General features: G+C 68.3%; 12 protein-coding genes. 3 read left to right on the top strand and 9 right to left on the bottom strand.

The genetic code is table 11. From position 1 onward, the window contains the following. Positions 1-10: 10 nt before the first annotated feature. The 6 genes from AB0C19_RS01145 to AB0C19_RS01120 form a co-directional block, all read right to left on the bottom strand. Complete coding sequence (locus tag AB0C19_RS01145) at positions 11-826, bottom strand: NAD(P)-dependent oxidoreductase (protein WP_357177545.1); 816 nt, start codon at positions 824-826, stop codon at positions 11-13. Positions 827-841: 15 nt separating this feature from the next. Then, positions 842-1,246 carry a cupin domain-containing protein gene (locus AB0C19_RS01140; protein ID WP_357177543.1) on the bottom strand — a complete coding sequence of 135 codons (405 nt, stop codon included), beginning with the start codon at positions 1,244-1,246 and terminating at the stop codon, positions 842-844. Next, positions 1,234-2,685, bottom strand: a complete 1,452-nt coding sequence (locus AB0C19_RS01135; protein WP_357177541.1) for a PLP-dependent aminotransferase family protein — start codon at positions 2,683-2,685, stop codon at positions 1,234-1,236. The genes AB0C19_RS01140 and AB0C19_RS01135 overlap by 13 nt, the downstream gene beginning before the upstream one ends. Before the next feature lie 124 nt (positions 2,686-2,809). Further along, complete coding sequence (gene sigJ, locus AB0C19_RS01130) at positions 2,810-3,694, bottom strand: RNA polymerase sigma factor SigJ (RefSeq protein WP_357177539.1); 885 nt, start codon at positions 3,692-3,694, stop codon at positions 2,810-2,812. A gap of 97 nt (positions 3,695-3,791) precedes the next feature. Continuing rightward, positions 3,792-4,091: a hypothetical protein gene (locus AB0C19_RS01125; protein ID WP_357177537.1), complete on the bottom strand. Its 300-nt coding sequence runs from the start codon at positions 4,089-4,091 to the stop codon at positions 3,792-3,794. Between the two features lie 29 nt (positions 4,092-4,120). Beyond that, positions 4,121-4,555 carry a hypothetical protein gene (locus AB0C19_RS01120; RefSeq protein ID WP_357177535.1) on the bottom strand — a complete coding sequence of 145 codons (435 nt, stop codon included), beginning with the start codon at positions 4,553-4,555 and terminating at the stop codon, positions 4,121-4,123. 252 nt (positions 4,556-4,807) lie between these two features. On the opposite strand from AB0C19_RS01120, the gene AB0C19_RS01115 reads away from it, so the two are divergent. From AB0C19_RS01115 to AB0C19_RS01105, 3 genes are all read left to right on the top strand, one after another. Further along, positions 4,808-5,341 carry a copper resistance CopC family protein gene (locus AB0C19_RS01115; RefSeq protein WP_357177533.1) on the top strand — a complete coding sequence of 178 codons (534 nt, stop codon included), beginning with the start codon at positions 4,808-4,810 and terminating at the stop codon, positions 5,339-5,341. A gap of 149 nt (positions 5,342-5,490) precedes the next feature. Continuing rightward, complete coding sequence (locus tag AB0C19_RS01110) at positions 5,491-6,258, top strand: SDR family oxidoreductase (protein ID WP_357177531.1); 768 nt, start codon at positions 5,491-5,493, stop codon at positions 6,256-6,258. Next, positions 6,255-6,740: a hypothetical protein gene (locus AB0C19_RS01105; RefSeq protein WP_357177529.1), complete on the top strand. Its 486-nt coding sequence runs from the start codon at positions 6,255-6,257 to the stop codon at positions 6,738-6,740. Before AB0C19_RS01110 ends, AB0C19_RS01105 begins: the two co-directional genes overlap by 4 nt. A 114-nt stretch (positions 6,741-6,854) precedes the next feature. Here the strand turns inward: AB0C19_RS01105 and AB0C19_RS01100 are convergent, their stop codons facing one another. The 3 genes from AB0C19_RS01100 to AB0C19_RS01090 all read right to left on the bottom strand — a co-directional run bounded on the left by AB0C19_RS01100 (position 6,855) and on the right by AB0C19_RS01090 (position 12,324). Then, a complete protein-coding gene (locus AB0C19_RS01100; RefSeq protein ID WP_357177527.1) occupies positions 6,855-8,192 on the bottom strand; it encodes a ricin-type beta-trefoil lectin domain protein in 1,338 nt (445 codons plus the stop codon). Between the two features lie 143 nt (positions 8,193-8,335). Next, positions 8,336-10,780, bottom strand: a complete 2,445-nt coding sequence (locus AB0C19_RS01095) for a non-reducing end alpha-L-arabinofuranosidase family hydrolase (RefSeq protein WP_357177525.1) — start codon at positions 10,778-10,780, stop codon at positions 8,336-8,338. 560 nt (positions 10,781-11,340) lie between these two features. Continuing rightward, a complete protein-coding gene (locus AB0C19_RS01090; RefSeq protein WP_357177523.1) occupies positions 11,341-12,324 on the bottom strand; it encodes a GNAT family N-acetyltransferase in 984 nt (327 codons plus the stop codon). Positions 12,325-12,635: the final 311 nt, after the last annotated feature.

Genomic DNA, 12,635 nt, shown 5'->3' with positions numbered 1-12,635 from the left:
TGCGGACGCCTCACAGGGTGGCGAATCCCTGACGCCAGGAGGGATGGGTCGGGCTCCAGCCAAGGTGCGTGCGGGCGTGGTGGTTGCTCGCTCCTCGCGCCCAGCCATGCCGCTCGCCCTCGGTCACCGCTGGCGCTGGCACATTGGCCGCCGCGCAGAACGCGGGCACCCATTGCGAGGCGGCGGCTGGCTCGTCGTCGCAGACGTTGACGACGCCGACGGGCCACTCCAGAGCAGCGACCGCGGCGGCGACGGCGTCGTCGACGTGCAGCAGGCTACTCACGTCCGCGTCGGCGGGGACCTTGCCGGCGGCGGCGAACTGGGCCATCAGACCGTCGCGGGCGTACCAGGTGCCCGGGCCGTAGAGGGTGCCGTACCTCAGCAGGACCCACTCGGGCGCCTCCTGGACGGCGGATTCGAGCGCGGCGGCACCGGCCACACTGGTCTGGCGTGGCTCTGGGGCGTCGAGGTCGAGCGGGGTCTGCTCGGCCGCGGGCTCGGCGCCCGGCTCGTAGGCCCAGGCGATGCTCTGCGCCACGATCCGGCGTACCCCGGCGGCGAGCGCCGCGTCGACCAGATTGCGGGTCCCGGTCCGGCGCAGTCGCGAATTGGCGGCGAAGTCGCCAGTGCTCAGGCTGGTCAGCTGGTGCATCACCACGTCGGGCCGGGCGTCGCGGACGGCGGCCGCGACCGCGTCCCGGTCGAGCACGTCGACGGCGACCGGGCCGTTGCGGGCCAACCCGATGACCTCATGCCCCCGGGCGGTCAGGATCGGCTCGAGCCGGCGGCCGATGACGCCGGTCGAACCGGCGAGAACGATACGCATGACGTGCCTCTTCCGTCAGTTCGGCCGGATTGAGCGGCGGTTCTTACGCTGTTCGAGCTCGTCGGGGCTCACCAGCACCAGCATTTCCTGGCCGGGCGCGCACACCATCACGACCAGGAACTTGGTCACCTGATCGGACAGGTTGTTGGCCGACCGGTAGTGGATGACGTCGCCGCCTGGCTCCCAGAACGCCTCACCGGCCTTGATCACCCGTTCGGGCTCGCCCTCCAGCTCGAAGATCATCTCGCCCTCGAGCAGGTAGCCGAAGACCGGGCCGGAGTGCCGGTGTGGCGGCGTGCCCGGGTCGCCCGGTGGCAGTTCGATCGTCGCTGTCATCACGTGGGAGCCATCCGGCAACTCCGGTGGCATGGCCGTGCCCAGCAGCACGATCTCGTTATTTCCGATCTTCATGGTCTGCATGAGTCGAACGTATCCCCGACCGGACCAGCAGGATGGACCAGTTGGTGACCGGTCTGATGGACCAGTTGGCAGAGTCCGGACAGTGCCTCCTGCCAGGCGTGAGCCGGCGGCGCCGCGTATCCGAGGACCAGGGCTGCCGCCTGCCGCTCATCCGCGGGATCGTGCCAGTAGCCGTTGCCGTGCAGGCCGATCAGGCGCAGTCCCTCGCGGCGTCCGGCCTGGATCAGCCAGCGCTCCTCCGCCACGGAAGCCAGCGGTAGCAGCGCGTGTACGCCGGCAGCGATGCCCTTCAGCGCAGTGGTGGTCACCTCGGCAAGGCGGGCGGCCAGCTCGGTCCGGCGACGTCGGTAGGTCAGGCGCATGCGGCGGATGTGCCTGTCGTAGTCACCGTGCGTGAGCAGGTCGGCCATCGTGAGCTGGTCGATCGCGGAAACTGCGGCGCCGGCCTCCACGATCGTCGTCGTCAGTTCGCGACGCAGTGGCTCGGGTACGACGAACCAACCCAGGCGGACGCCCGGCGCCAGCGACTTGCTCGTGCTGCCCGCGTACACGATTCGCTCTGGTGCCAGCGCCTGCATGGCGCCCACCGGCCGCTGGTCGTAGCGGAACTCGCCGTCGTAGTCGTCCTCGATCAGGAACGCGTCGTGCTTCCGTGCCCACGCGATGAGCCGGTAGCGGTGCCGTGGGGCGAGCACCACCCCGGTCGGATGCTGGTGCGCCGGGGTGAGCAGCGCGGCCTGACCCGCCGCGTCATCCGGGTCGGCCCCGCCGGGGCCGACGGTGAGCGGGGTGACTGTCAGGCCCGCAGCACGCAGCACCGTGCGGTGATGGGCCAGACCAGGGTTCTCGGTGGCGATGGCGCGGACGCCGCGCCGGTGCAGCGTCCGCGCCAGCAGGGAGAGGCCCTGGGTGAGGCCCGCCGTGATCACCACCGCCTCCGGGTCGCAGAGCACCCCCCGAGTGCGTGCGAGATAGCCGGCCACCGCCGCCCGCAGTGCGGGTAGCCCGGTCGGTTCGGAGTAGTCCAGCGTGCCGCGTGGAGCCGTCGTCAGCGCCCGGCGGACGCTGTCCGCCCAGGCCGTTCGGGGGAACGACGCGAGGTCGGGAATCCCCGGCCGCAACTCGATCAATGGCCCTGCCGGGGGCGACGGCCGCGGTTGTCCGCGCGTGCCGGGCGGATCATGGAGCACGTCCGCGACCCGGGTGCCCGAGCCGGGTGCCGCCAGCAGCCACCCTTCCGCCACCAACTGCGCGTACGCCTGCACCACGGTGCCCCGGGCCAAGCCCAGGTCGGCGGCCAGGCTCCGGCTGCCAGGTAGGCGCGACCCGGCCCGCAGCCGGCCGGTCCGAATGCTCTCCCGTAACGCGCTCTCCAGCGAGCGACCCGGGGAACCCGCACTCCGATCGAACTCCAGATGCAGGTCAAGCGACTTCGTCACTCAGCAACGATCCCATTCGCGCGAGCGGCACCGGCAGGTTCGGCGACGACTCAGGCGCCAGACCATCGACCTCGACGTACGTGCCGTCGACGAACCACGCGTCGCCAGGCGCCGGTGCCGACTGTCACCACTGGAACTGGGCTAGTTTCTGAGGGTTGAGGATGATCAACACTCGTTCGATCCCGGCGGGTGAGGCGTCGATGGTGACCAGAGCGACAGTTGCCCCGGGCCGCGAGACGAGGATCGCGGCGTGGCCGTTGGATTCGACGATCTCCGGTGAGAGGTCGCGGCCGAACTTCCGGATCAGTCCCAGGATGTAACGCGCGACGTTGTCACGTCCGACGACGGGTAGCTGGGCGGCCCGGACGGTGCCGCCGCCGTCGGCGTAGGAGATGGCTGTTTCGGCGAGCAGTTCCTCGAGCTGGGCCAGTTCACCGGAGCGGGCTGCGGCGAGAAAGGCATGCAGCAGGCGGTCGCGGTCGGCGTGGCCGACCGGTTCGCGCCGCTGCCGGGCCAGGTGCGTGCGGGCGCGGTGGCCGAGCTGTCGTGCGTACGCCTCGCTGACGTCGAGTACCTCGCCGATCCGCCGGAATGGGTAGTCGAACGCCTCCCGCAGCACGTACACCGCCCGCTCGGCCGGGGTGAGCCGTTCCAACAGGAGTAGCACGGCGAGTTCGAGTGACTCGTTGCGCTCGGCCTGGAGTGTCGGGTCGGCGGAGGTGTCGACGGGCTCGGGCAGCCACGGTCCGGGATACAGCTCGCGGCGGGCGCGAGCCGACGTCGCGGCGTTCAGAGCGAGCCGAGAAGTCGTCGTGACCATGAACCCGATCGGGTCCCGTACCTGGCTGCGTTCGGTCTGCTGCCACCGGAGCCAGGCTTCCTGCACGATGTCCTCCGCCTCCGCGACACTGCCGAGCATCCGGTAGGCGATGCCGAAGAGCCGTGGACGGACCGCGTCGAACACCGCCAACGCGTCGACCAGTGCCCCGCCTCTTCCTCGCCCTGCCATGGCCGCCTCGTCGCCCCTATCCCTGAATTCGAACTGCCGCCGATATCGCTGCTGTCTGTTGAGCGCCAGCCACACAGATACCCCTTGCGGGGCCGTACTACAGCACTTGAGCGGTGTTATGGCCAGCGGCTTGGGTCGGCGACGATGTGAGCAGACCGACACAGACCTGCACGAGCGTGCCGACGAGCCAGGTAAAGGGACTGTCGATGCCGTCCTGTTCGTCGTCCGGCATCGTGTACCAGACGGTGTACATCGCTTTTACCGCGTGTTCAGCGGCGTCGACTGAACCCAGCAGCTGGTACGCGAGGTTCTTGAGGAGGCGTCGTTCGGCGACGACGACGCAGAACGCGCTGGGTAGCGCGTTTGGCCGAAGTGGCCGGAGGGGTTCGGGAAACATTGGCTCTCCCAGTGGTTGACGCAGCAGGTTCAGCGGGCGGCCCGAGACGAGGCGAGGTCGCGCCGAGCGGCCGATCGGTCGCGTAGCGCTGTCAGCAAGATGATCACCAGGCCGATGAGCGCCACTGCCGCGTTTGCGGTGGTGAGGAGGATCGCCTCACCGACTGTCGCCCCCTGCATGTTCGTGAGGTGATAGAAGAAATGGGGGAGCGCGAAGACCGAATAGGCAGCCGCGGCGGGGATGACGAAGTGGGCCTTGGGTTTGACCGCCGCGATGCCCAGCAGCAGGGCGATTGCCAGTGATGCCGTACCGAAGTCCCGCGCGTAGTGCTCGCTGAACGGCGGCGTGAGATCCACTGTCGGGAAGTTCGCGTAGAAGCTGGCCGGCCAGATCGCGTTCCAGGCCCCGACCACGAAATTGTCGAGAAACAAGATTGCCAGTGCGATGCGGATGATGGCGGTCATGATCGTCGCTCCTTGCGCTGTACCGGTGGTGGGCGAGTGTCACCAGGTACGGACCGAGCAGGTCTCCGATTCGTGACACACGGGCCCGGCCGCGACCTCTGCTGTCACGAATCGGGGGGCTGCTCGGTCCTGTTCGCAGACGCCGCGGTCGTTCGCGGCGGAGGGGAGCACGCCATGAAGAGAAGCACTGCGGCTCGCGTGACCGACACGTCAGACACCGGTCGGGCGTCTCGCATTCGTCCTAGCGTTGGATTGATCGTCACGGTCGCGCTCGCTGCCGGTTTCCCGCTGGCGGTCACACCCGCGCCCGCGTTCGCGCACGGCGCGACGCACTCGATCACGCCGACCGCCGGTGCCAGGCTCGCGAAGGCCCCGCAACGGGTCGAGGTGGTGTTCGCTGGCGAGATCACGTCCGACAGCAGTGTCACGGTGACGGACCACACGGGGACGGACTGGACAGGCGGTCGTCCGGTTGTCCACGGGGCGACGCTGCGCCATCAGGTGAGAGCGGATATGCCTGACGGCTGGTACGAGATCAGTTGGCGAGCGACCTTCACCGACGGACACCCGGTGGCCGGCACGGCGGAGTTCACAGTGGGAGCGGAGGCTGCGGCGGCCGCAGCGGCGAATCCGCTTCGGGCCCGTCTCACGCACGGCGGCGTCGTCGCGTTGTACGCCGCCTCGGGTGTAGCGGTACTGGCTCTCCTCCTCGCGATCATGACGCTCTCCCGTGGTGTCTACGCCGCCAGCAAGCGCACCGACCCAGGCGAGGGTTCCACCCTTTAGGGCTATTGCGCGGTCTATGTCGTGAACAAGAAGTCTCGGAAAGGTAGAACGGTGACATCACAGCGGCTCATCCCCCTTGCACCCCGGCCCCCGGTCCGGGCCACCCGCCACTGCGGCGTTACGGCAAACGCGGATCGGGAGGTAGCTCAGTGCGTATCGCGGTAGCCGGCGGGACCGGCGGCGTCGGACGTCTCGTCGTTCACGCCGTACGGTCCGCCGGCCACGAGCCGGTCATCCTCGCCCGCTCCACGGGCGTGGACCTGATCCGCGGTTCCGGGCTGGACGAGGCGCTGACCGGCGTGCCGGTCGTGATCGACGTCAGCAACGTGTCGACGATCAACCGGAAGAAGTCGGAAAGCTTCTTCGGCGCGGCGACGACGAACCTGCTCGCCGCAGGCCAGCGCGTCGGGGTGCGGCACCACGTCGCACTGTCGGTCGTCGGCGCCGACCGGGTCAATTGGGGTTACTACGCGGGCAAACGACGCCAGGAGAGCCTCGTCCTGGGCGGTGCGGTACCCGCTACGGTGCTCCGCTCGACGCAGTTCTACGAGTTGGCCGCGCAGATGCTCGCCACCATTCCCGGCCCGATCGCGGTGGTGCCCCAGATGCTCGTGCAGCCGATCGCGGCCCACGAAGTCGCCAACTGTCTCGTCGACCTCGCCCTGGCAGAACCGGCCGGCCGGGCGCCCGACATCGCCGGCCCGCAACAGTTGCGCATGTCTGCCATGGCCCGCCGCCTGCTCCGCGCCCGCGGGAGTCACCGCCTTGTCCTGCCCGTCCGCCTTCCGGGAGCGACCGGTCGAGCCATGGCCGGAGACGGCCTGCTGCCCACCGGCCCCGGCCCGCGCGGCAGACAGACCTTCGACCAGTGGCTGGCCAGCCCGGCAGCGCAGGACGACGCCGGGCGGACCCGATGAACGAAGGCCGACCACCCACCCCCGCCGCAGCGCAGCCAAGGTCGACAGACGGGCGGGACGCCGCGCTGACCGCGTTGATCCGGATCGCCCTGGCCGTCCTCTTCCTCGACGAACTCGTAGTCGGGTTCTGGAACCAGGTCTTCCCCGAAAGCTTCTACAACAACTTCCCGACCGTCAGCCTCACCCCGCCGTTCAGCGACCACTACGCGCGAGACTTCGGCGGAGCCACCCTCGGCCTGGCCGTCGTCCTCGGCATAGCGCTCGTCGCACCTCGGGCCGTTTTCACCATCCCCGCCGCGGCGGCGTTCTCCACCTTCGCCATACCCCACTTCTTCTTCCACCTGACCCACCTGCACCACGCCACCCCTGGTGAGAAGGTGTTCCTCACAACCGCCAATGCCGTCGTCGCCCTGCTCGGCCTTCTCGTCATCGCCCTGACGCTGGTGCGAGACGCCAGGCGTCGCCGCCCTCCGGCCACATGATGCGGGCGGACCCGGCACGACGCCGGGTCCGCCCGTTTCAGGTGTGCGGGATCTCGCCCTGCCGCTGGTCCATCTGCAGACCCTCGATCAGGTGCTGTGCGAGCTCGGCCGCGATCAGCCTGCGAGCGGCGCGAGCCGGAACTGCTGGTTGGTCTGTCCGTGGCAGTCGTAGAGCTGGATCTGGGCTCCGTTGGCGGTGCTCCAGGCGTCGAGGCATCGTCCGGACTGGACGTTGCTGATGGTGCCGTTGGAGTTGACGTTCCACTGTTGGTTGGTCTGGCTGTGGCAGCTGTAGATCTGCACTGCGGCGCCGTTGGCGGTGCCTGCCGCGTCGAGGCACATGGTGCCGTACACCTGCAGTTGTTTGTTCGAGGTGTAGGTCCATGCCTGGTTGGTTTGTTTGTTGCAGCCGTAGAGCTGGACCCGGGTGCCGTTGTTCCGTGAGGCGTTGGGTACGTCGACGCACCGGCCGGACTGCGTGCCGACGATCTCACTGGCGGAGCCGGGCGGAACGGTCGGTGGATCGGTGGGCGTCGGCGGATCGGTCGGCGGATCGGTCGGCGTCGAGGGCAGCAACGGGCAGGTGCTGCGGTAGGTGACCACGCCACTGGAGTCCAGCAGGGGGCAGAGGAACTGGCTGTACCGGGTGTCGTTGTCGATGAACATCTTGACGAACGGCAGCATGGTCCGGACCATCACCGGGTTCGACCGTCCGACCATGAAGCCATGATCCGCGCCGGCGACCTCCAGGTAGACGCTTTCCGTCGTGGCCGGGAGGCTGTTGTACAGGCCGGTGGCGTAGGACGGGGTGACCACAGTGTCCGCCTGCCCCGAGAAGATCATGGTGGGCACCCGGTCGTTGGCCAGGTTCGACGACGGCGAGTACGGCGCGATGCCGACCACTGCCTTCAATGACGAGCGTCGGGTGGCCGCGCTCAGAGCGCCACCGCCGCCCATCGAGTGACCGGCGACCGCCAACCGGTTGGGGTCGACCCGGTCCCGTACGGGGCTCTGCTGCGTGAGGTAGTCCAGTGCGGCGAGCAACTGGGTGCCTCGGGCAGTGTCGAAGTCGTTGCGGCTGTTGGTCTCGATGCCGATCACGACGAAGCCGTGCGACGCCAGCCACGGTCCCATCCAGGCCAACTCGGCGGAGAACAACGCCGTGTAACCCGGCGAGATCGCGATGGCCCCGAAGGTGCCCTGGCTGGTGTCGGTCGGGTAGTAGATCCGGCCGCCGTTGAAGCCGTACCCGGTCGGGACGCTGACCGACGTGTTGGCGAAGGGGCCGTTCACGGCGGTGACGCTGGTCCGGGTGGGGTCCGGGCCCCGCTGGTACGGGTTGTCGGCGGCCGACGCCGAGCCGGTCGCCACGGTGATGGTGAGCAACCCGACCGCGGCGGCGATCCCGGCCGCGGCGAGCTTGAACAGCCGTCCTCGAAAACGGGGGGACACTCGCTCGGTGTGGGTGTTGCCCGCGGGCGGGGGGTGGTGTCCGTGTCCTCGCACTATCGCTACCTCCTGGTGGTGGTGGATGGATGCGGGGCGGGCGGGCTCGGTGTGGTGTCGAGCCTGCCCGCCCCGGCGTTGTCCGGTCGTCAGCGCTGCAGCGTCAGCAGACCCGGCCGGTACGGCAGGAGGCCGTAGTCGCCGCCGGAGCTGGGCGAACGCCCCTGGTAGAGCAGTTGCAGGTTGCAGGCGTCAACGGTCATGGTCTGATCGGCGTTGCTGCGGATCAGTTCGCCGTGACTGATGTCGTTGGTCCAGGTGGCGCCGCTGTTCGCCTTGCCAGCGAAGGGGTTGCTCTCGGACGTCGCCTGCGGCGTCCACGTACCACCCAGACTGGTGGCTGTGAAGGAACGGAAGTACCGGCCCTGCGAACCGATCGCCTCGACGATCATCAGGTACTTGTTCAGGCCCTGGAGCTTGTAGACCTGAACGGCCTCGAAGAGGTTGTTCGTCGTGTCGGTCATGATGGTCGTGTAATTGGAGCCGAAGCTGCCCGGGAAGTTCCCGATGGGCATGCTGGCCCGGTAGATCCGGCCGTTGTCCCCGGCGAAGAACAGGTACATGTTCTGGTCGTCACCGATGAGTGCCTGGTCGATCGGACCGGTGCTGGAGTTGGAGATGCTGCCGCTGAACAGCGTCTGCGGCGACGACCACCCGTTCGGGTTGGTCGGGTCGCTGGAGGTCCGGTACGAGAAGGCCGGGCCGCCCCACTGGTAGGCCAGCACCCAGATGTTGCGCGGCGCGAAGTAGAACAGCGACGGTGCGACGGTCCCCGAGTTCATCGCGTTCTGGCTGGCCGAGCCCATCTGTGAGTAGTTGCTGAAGAGGCCAAAGTTCATCGAACCCCACGTGGTGCCGGTGTCGTGGGTGGTGGCGTAGACGAGCTGCTGGCCGTTGTACGGCGCGACGGTGAAGTCCTTCAGCGACACCCACCCGGACCTCGGCTGCGCCAGCGCACCCGACGACGACCAGCGGTACGACGAGGGAAGATCACACGTGCCGCCGGTCGGCGGCGGCGTCGTCGGGGTCGGCGTCGGGGTCGAGCCGCCGCCCGAGGCGGCGAGCCGGAACTGCTGGTTGGTCTGTCCGTGGCAGTCGTAGAGCTGGATCTGGGCACCGTTGGCGGTGCTCCAGGCGTCCAGGCATCGTCCGGACTGCACATTGCTGATGGTGCCGTTGGAGTTGACGTTCCACTGCTGGTTGGTCTGGCTGTGACAGCTGTAGATCTGCACCGCCGCACCGTTGCCGGTCCCGGCGGCGTCGAGGCACATGTTCCCGTACACCTGTAGCTGTTTGCCCGAGGTGTAGGTCCATGCCTGGTTGGTCTGCTTGTTGCAGTCGTAGAGCTGCACCCGGGTGCCGTTGCTGGTCGAGGCGTTGGGCACATCGACACACCGGCCCGACTGCGTGCCGACGATCTCGCTGGCGGAGCCGGGCGGGTTGGTGGGCGGGTTGGTGGGCGGGTCGGTGGGTGGGTCGGTGGGCGGGTTGGTGGGGCCCGCGCTGTTCAGCGCCTCCAGGGTGGAGGTGTAGGCGGCCTTCTTGGTGCCGTTGCACTCGAAGAGCAGCGGAGTGCCCCCGGAGCGCCACGAGTCGCAGTCGCGCACCCCCCACACGGTGAGCCCGTTGCAGCGAGCCACGGCAAGGCAGTCGTTGACCACACTGCGGTAGGTGTTGGCCTGCGTCGTGCCGGATCCCTCAATGTCCAACTCGGTGACCTGCACGTCCACCCCGAGGGCGGCGAAGCTGGACAGGGTGGTGCGGTAGTTGCTGTTGTACGGCGAGTTGGCGTTGAAGTGCGACTGGAAGCCGACGCAGTCGATCGGCACCCCACGAGACTTGAAGTCGCGCACCATGTTGTAGACGGCCTGTGTCTTGGCCCAGGTCCAGTTGTCGGTGTTGTAGTCGTTGTAGCAGAGCTTCGCGTTCGGGTCCGCCGCGTCGGCGGCGCGGAACGCGGCCTCGATCCAGTCGTTGCCGGTGCGCTGGAGGTTCGAGTTGCGGCGGGCGCCGCTGTTGCCGTCCTCGAACGCCTCGTTCACCACATCCCAAGAGTCGATCTTGCCTCGGTAGTAGGTGGCCACTCGGGTGACGTGGTTCAGCATCGCGTTGCGCAGCGCGGTGCCCTCCATGCTCTGCATCCAGCCCGGTTGCTGCGAGTACCAGGCCAGGGTGTGGCCCCGGACCTTCCAACCCCGGGAGATGGCGTGGTTCACGATCCGGTCCGCGTTGCCGAAGGTGAAGTTGTTCTGCTGCGGCTCGGTCGCGTCGATCTTCATTTCGTTCTCGGGAGTGATGCTGTTGAACTCGCGGTTCAGGATCGTCGTGTAGGCGCTGTCGTTGAGCTTGTTGGCGGCGACGGCGGCACCGAAGTACCGGCCGGACTGCGCCGCGGCAGCACCGAGGGTCGTCTCGGCGGCCTGGGCCAGGTTGGGCAGCAGTGACACGACCAGGGCCAGAATTATCGCGGCCGTTCCGGAAAAAGTGAGCGTTCGCAGTCGGGTGCGCCCGATGGGACGGGTCCGGGGAACCATGCTGATCCTCCTGTGGTGGGGTAAGAGATTCCTGTCGCTGTTCCATTGGGAGGCCCCGCCGGATGGCGGCGGGGACGATGGTGAGTCCGCCCGAGCGGGCCGGAGCTCAGGTCAGGCGTCAGCCCCGGATGCGAATCGGCTCGGGCTACCTGACCAGCGGATCAAGGGGCGGTGACAGGTAGGCCCGGTCGCCCGTCGGGGGGTGGTTGCGGGCGTTGGGCTCTTTCGGTGGTGGACGTGGTCACCTGGCAGGTGGGTGGGCCCGACGGTCGCGTGGAGCGCCTCCAGTGCTAAGGGATCTTGTTAACGTTCACACTTGTCGATGGCTCTCAGGCTGGCAGAAAATTCCAGAGTTTTCAACCGGTAGTTTCGGACCTGTTACGGGTCAGGGCGGTGGGGTTGGAGTCCAGGCGCACAGTGGCTGGTCGACCCGCGTTACGCGGTGAACCAGCTTCGGATGCGTCAAGCTGGACGTACGCCTCGGTGGCTCCACGCGCTGTGGCGAATCGCGGAACATTCCGCGTACGCGGCGCAGAGCGCGGCTCGACGAACCGTTGGGCTTACGGCTGCTCGTCGGCCTCGGGGGTGAGCTGCCGCATCAGCACCGCGAACCCTTGCCCCGACTCCACAAAGCCCAGCTTCCGGTAGAGCGTCAGAGCGGGGTGGTTGCTGTCGGTGACCTTGAGTCGTAGTTGTCTGACGCCGGCTGAGTGCGCACGGTGCAGTACCCGCGAGATCATCGCTGTGGCCAAGCCACTGCGGCGCCAGGGTGCACGGGTGCCCAGACAGTGCAGAATCGCCGTCGGCGTGTCCGTGCTGCCGTCGTCGAGCGCGAAGAGGAAGGCTGCCACCGGGTTGTCACTTCGGTCGACCTCGGCGAGCACCAGGCAGGAGAGGTCGGGCAGGAACCGCGGATGTCCGGTCGCGTGCTGGGGCCAGGCGCGCTGGTCTGGTCGAACCGCTGCCGGGCTGTCGGCGTAGGCCTCATTGTGGGCCAGCCGGGCCAGTTCGTCGTAGCGCTCGTCGACAGGTGTCAGCACCAGACCGGGCGGCAGCACGGGAGCCGGCGGCTCATCTGGCACCGTCAGGACGAGGTCCCGTTCGTGCCGGACCAACGCGAAGCCGCCATGGATCAGCAGCTCGCGGCCGGCCCGGTCGTTCTCGGCACACCGGATGCCGAGGACGGCCTGTGCCGATCCTCGGTTGTCCCGTAACTGCTTCGCCTGGTCGACGAGCCAGTGGTGCAGCTCTGCGCGGACGTCGTCGGCAATGTCGGGATGAAACACGTTGGTCAGGCGAATCCGGAGCACATCATCCGCTGTTCCCATGTCGGCGACCTCGCCGTATGCGGCGACGCTGCCGGTGTCATCGCGGCCAACTCGGGTGCGTCCGGCGCTGTCCGGCCCGAGAGTTGCCAGTCGATTCCGGACGTCCTCAGCGCGCTGCTCCATGCCGACCGGGGCGACCCCCTCGGCGCGCTGGAAGAGTGCTGCCAGCGCCGCCGCCTCGGCGGCCGTGGCGCGACTCCAGCCTGCGATCCTCATCAATGGTCATCCTATGGACCGGTTCGATGATGGTCAATCGCACGCCGGATCGTCGAAGAGCTCGACCATCCGGATTCTGGGCTGCCCGGATACCGCGGCTTTCGGTCAGGCCTGCGATTCCTGCCGACGTGGCGCGACCGGTCGACGTCAGCCGTCTCGACGTCGACGACCTAACCTCCTAGGATGCTCTGCGGGTTGTGCCTCAACCGACTGAGTCGCCCGTGCGGCGGGGGCCAAGGCCGCAGGCGGCTTCAGCTGCTCGGACCGCCCCGAGTAACGCACCTGGCAAGGGGGGCGTGACGCTACGGAGG

It is taken from the genome of Micromonospora sp. NPDC048842 (genome assembly GCF_040649935.1).
Lineage (GTDB): Bacteria > Actinomycetota > Actinomycetes > Mycobacteriales > Micromonosporaceae > Micromonospora > Micromonospora hortensis.
Note: the sequence above shows the minus strand (reverse complement) of the source record. Positions and strands in the feature narration are given on the sequence as shown.

Coding starts and splice junctions, on each gene's coding strand:
- AB0C19_RS01145 (WP_357177545.1), bottom strand. CDS start 826: ATGCGTATCGTTCTCGCCGGTTCGACCGGCGTCATCGGCCGCCGGCTC.
- AB0C19_RS01140 (WP_357177543.1), bottom strand. CDS start 1,246: ATGCAGACCATGAAGATCGGAAATAACGAGATCGTGCTGCTGGGCACG.
- sigJ (WP_357177539.1), bottom strand. CDS start 3,694: ATGGCAGGGCGAGGAAGAGGCGGGGCACTGGTCGACGCGTTGGCGGTG.
- AB0C19_RS01125 (WP_357177537.1), bottom strand. CDS start 4,091: ATGTTTCCCGAACCCCTCCGGCCACTTCGGCCAAACGCGCTACCCAGC.
- AB0C19_RS01120 (WP_357177535.1), bottom strand. CDS start 4,555: ATGACCGCCATCATCCGCATCGCACTGGCAATCTTGTTTCTCGACAAT.
- AB0C19_RS01105 (WP_357177529.1), top strand. CDS start 6,255: ATGAACGAAGGCCGACCACCCACCCCCGCCGCAGCGCAGCCAAGGTCG.
- AB0C19_RS01095 (WP_357177525.1), bottom strand. CDS start 10,780: ATGGTTCCCCGGACCCGTCCCATCGGGCGCACCCGACTGCGAACGCTC.
- AB0C19_RS01090 (WP_357177523.1), bottom strand. CDS start 12,324: ATGAGGATCGCAGGCTGGAGTCGCGCCACGGCCGCCGAGGCGGCGGCG.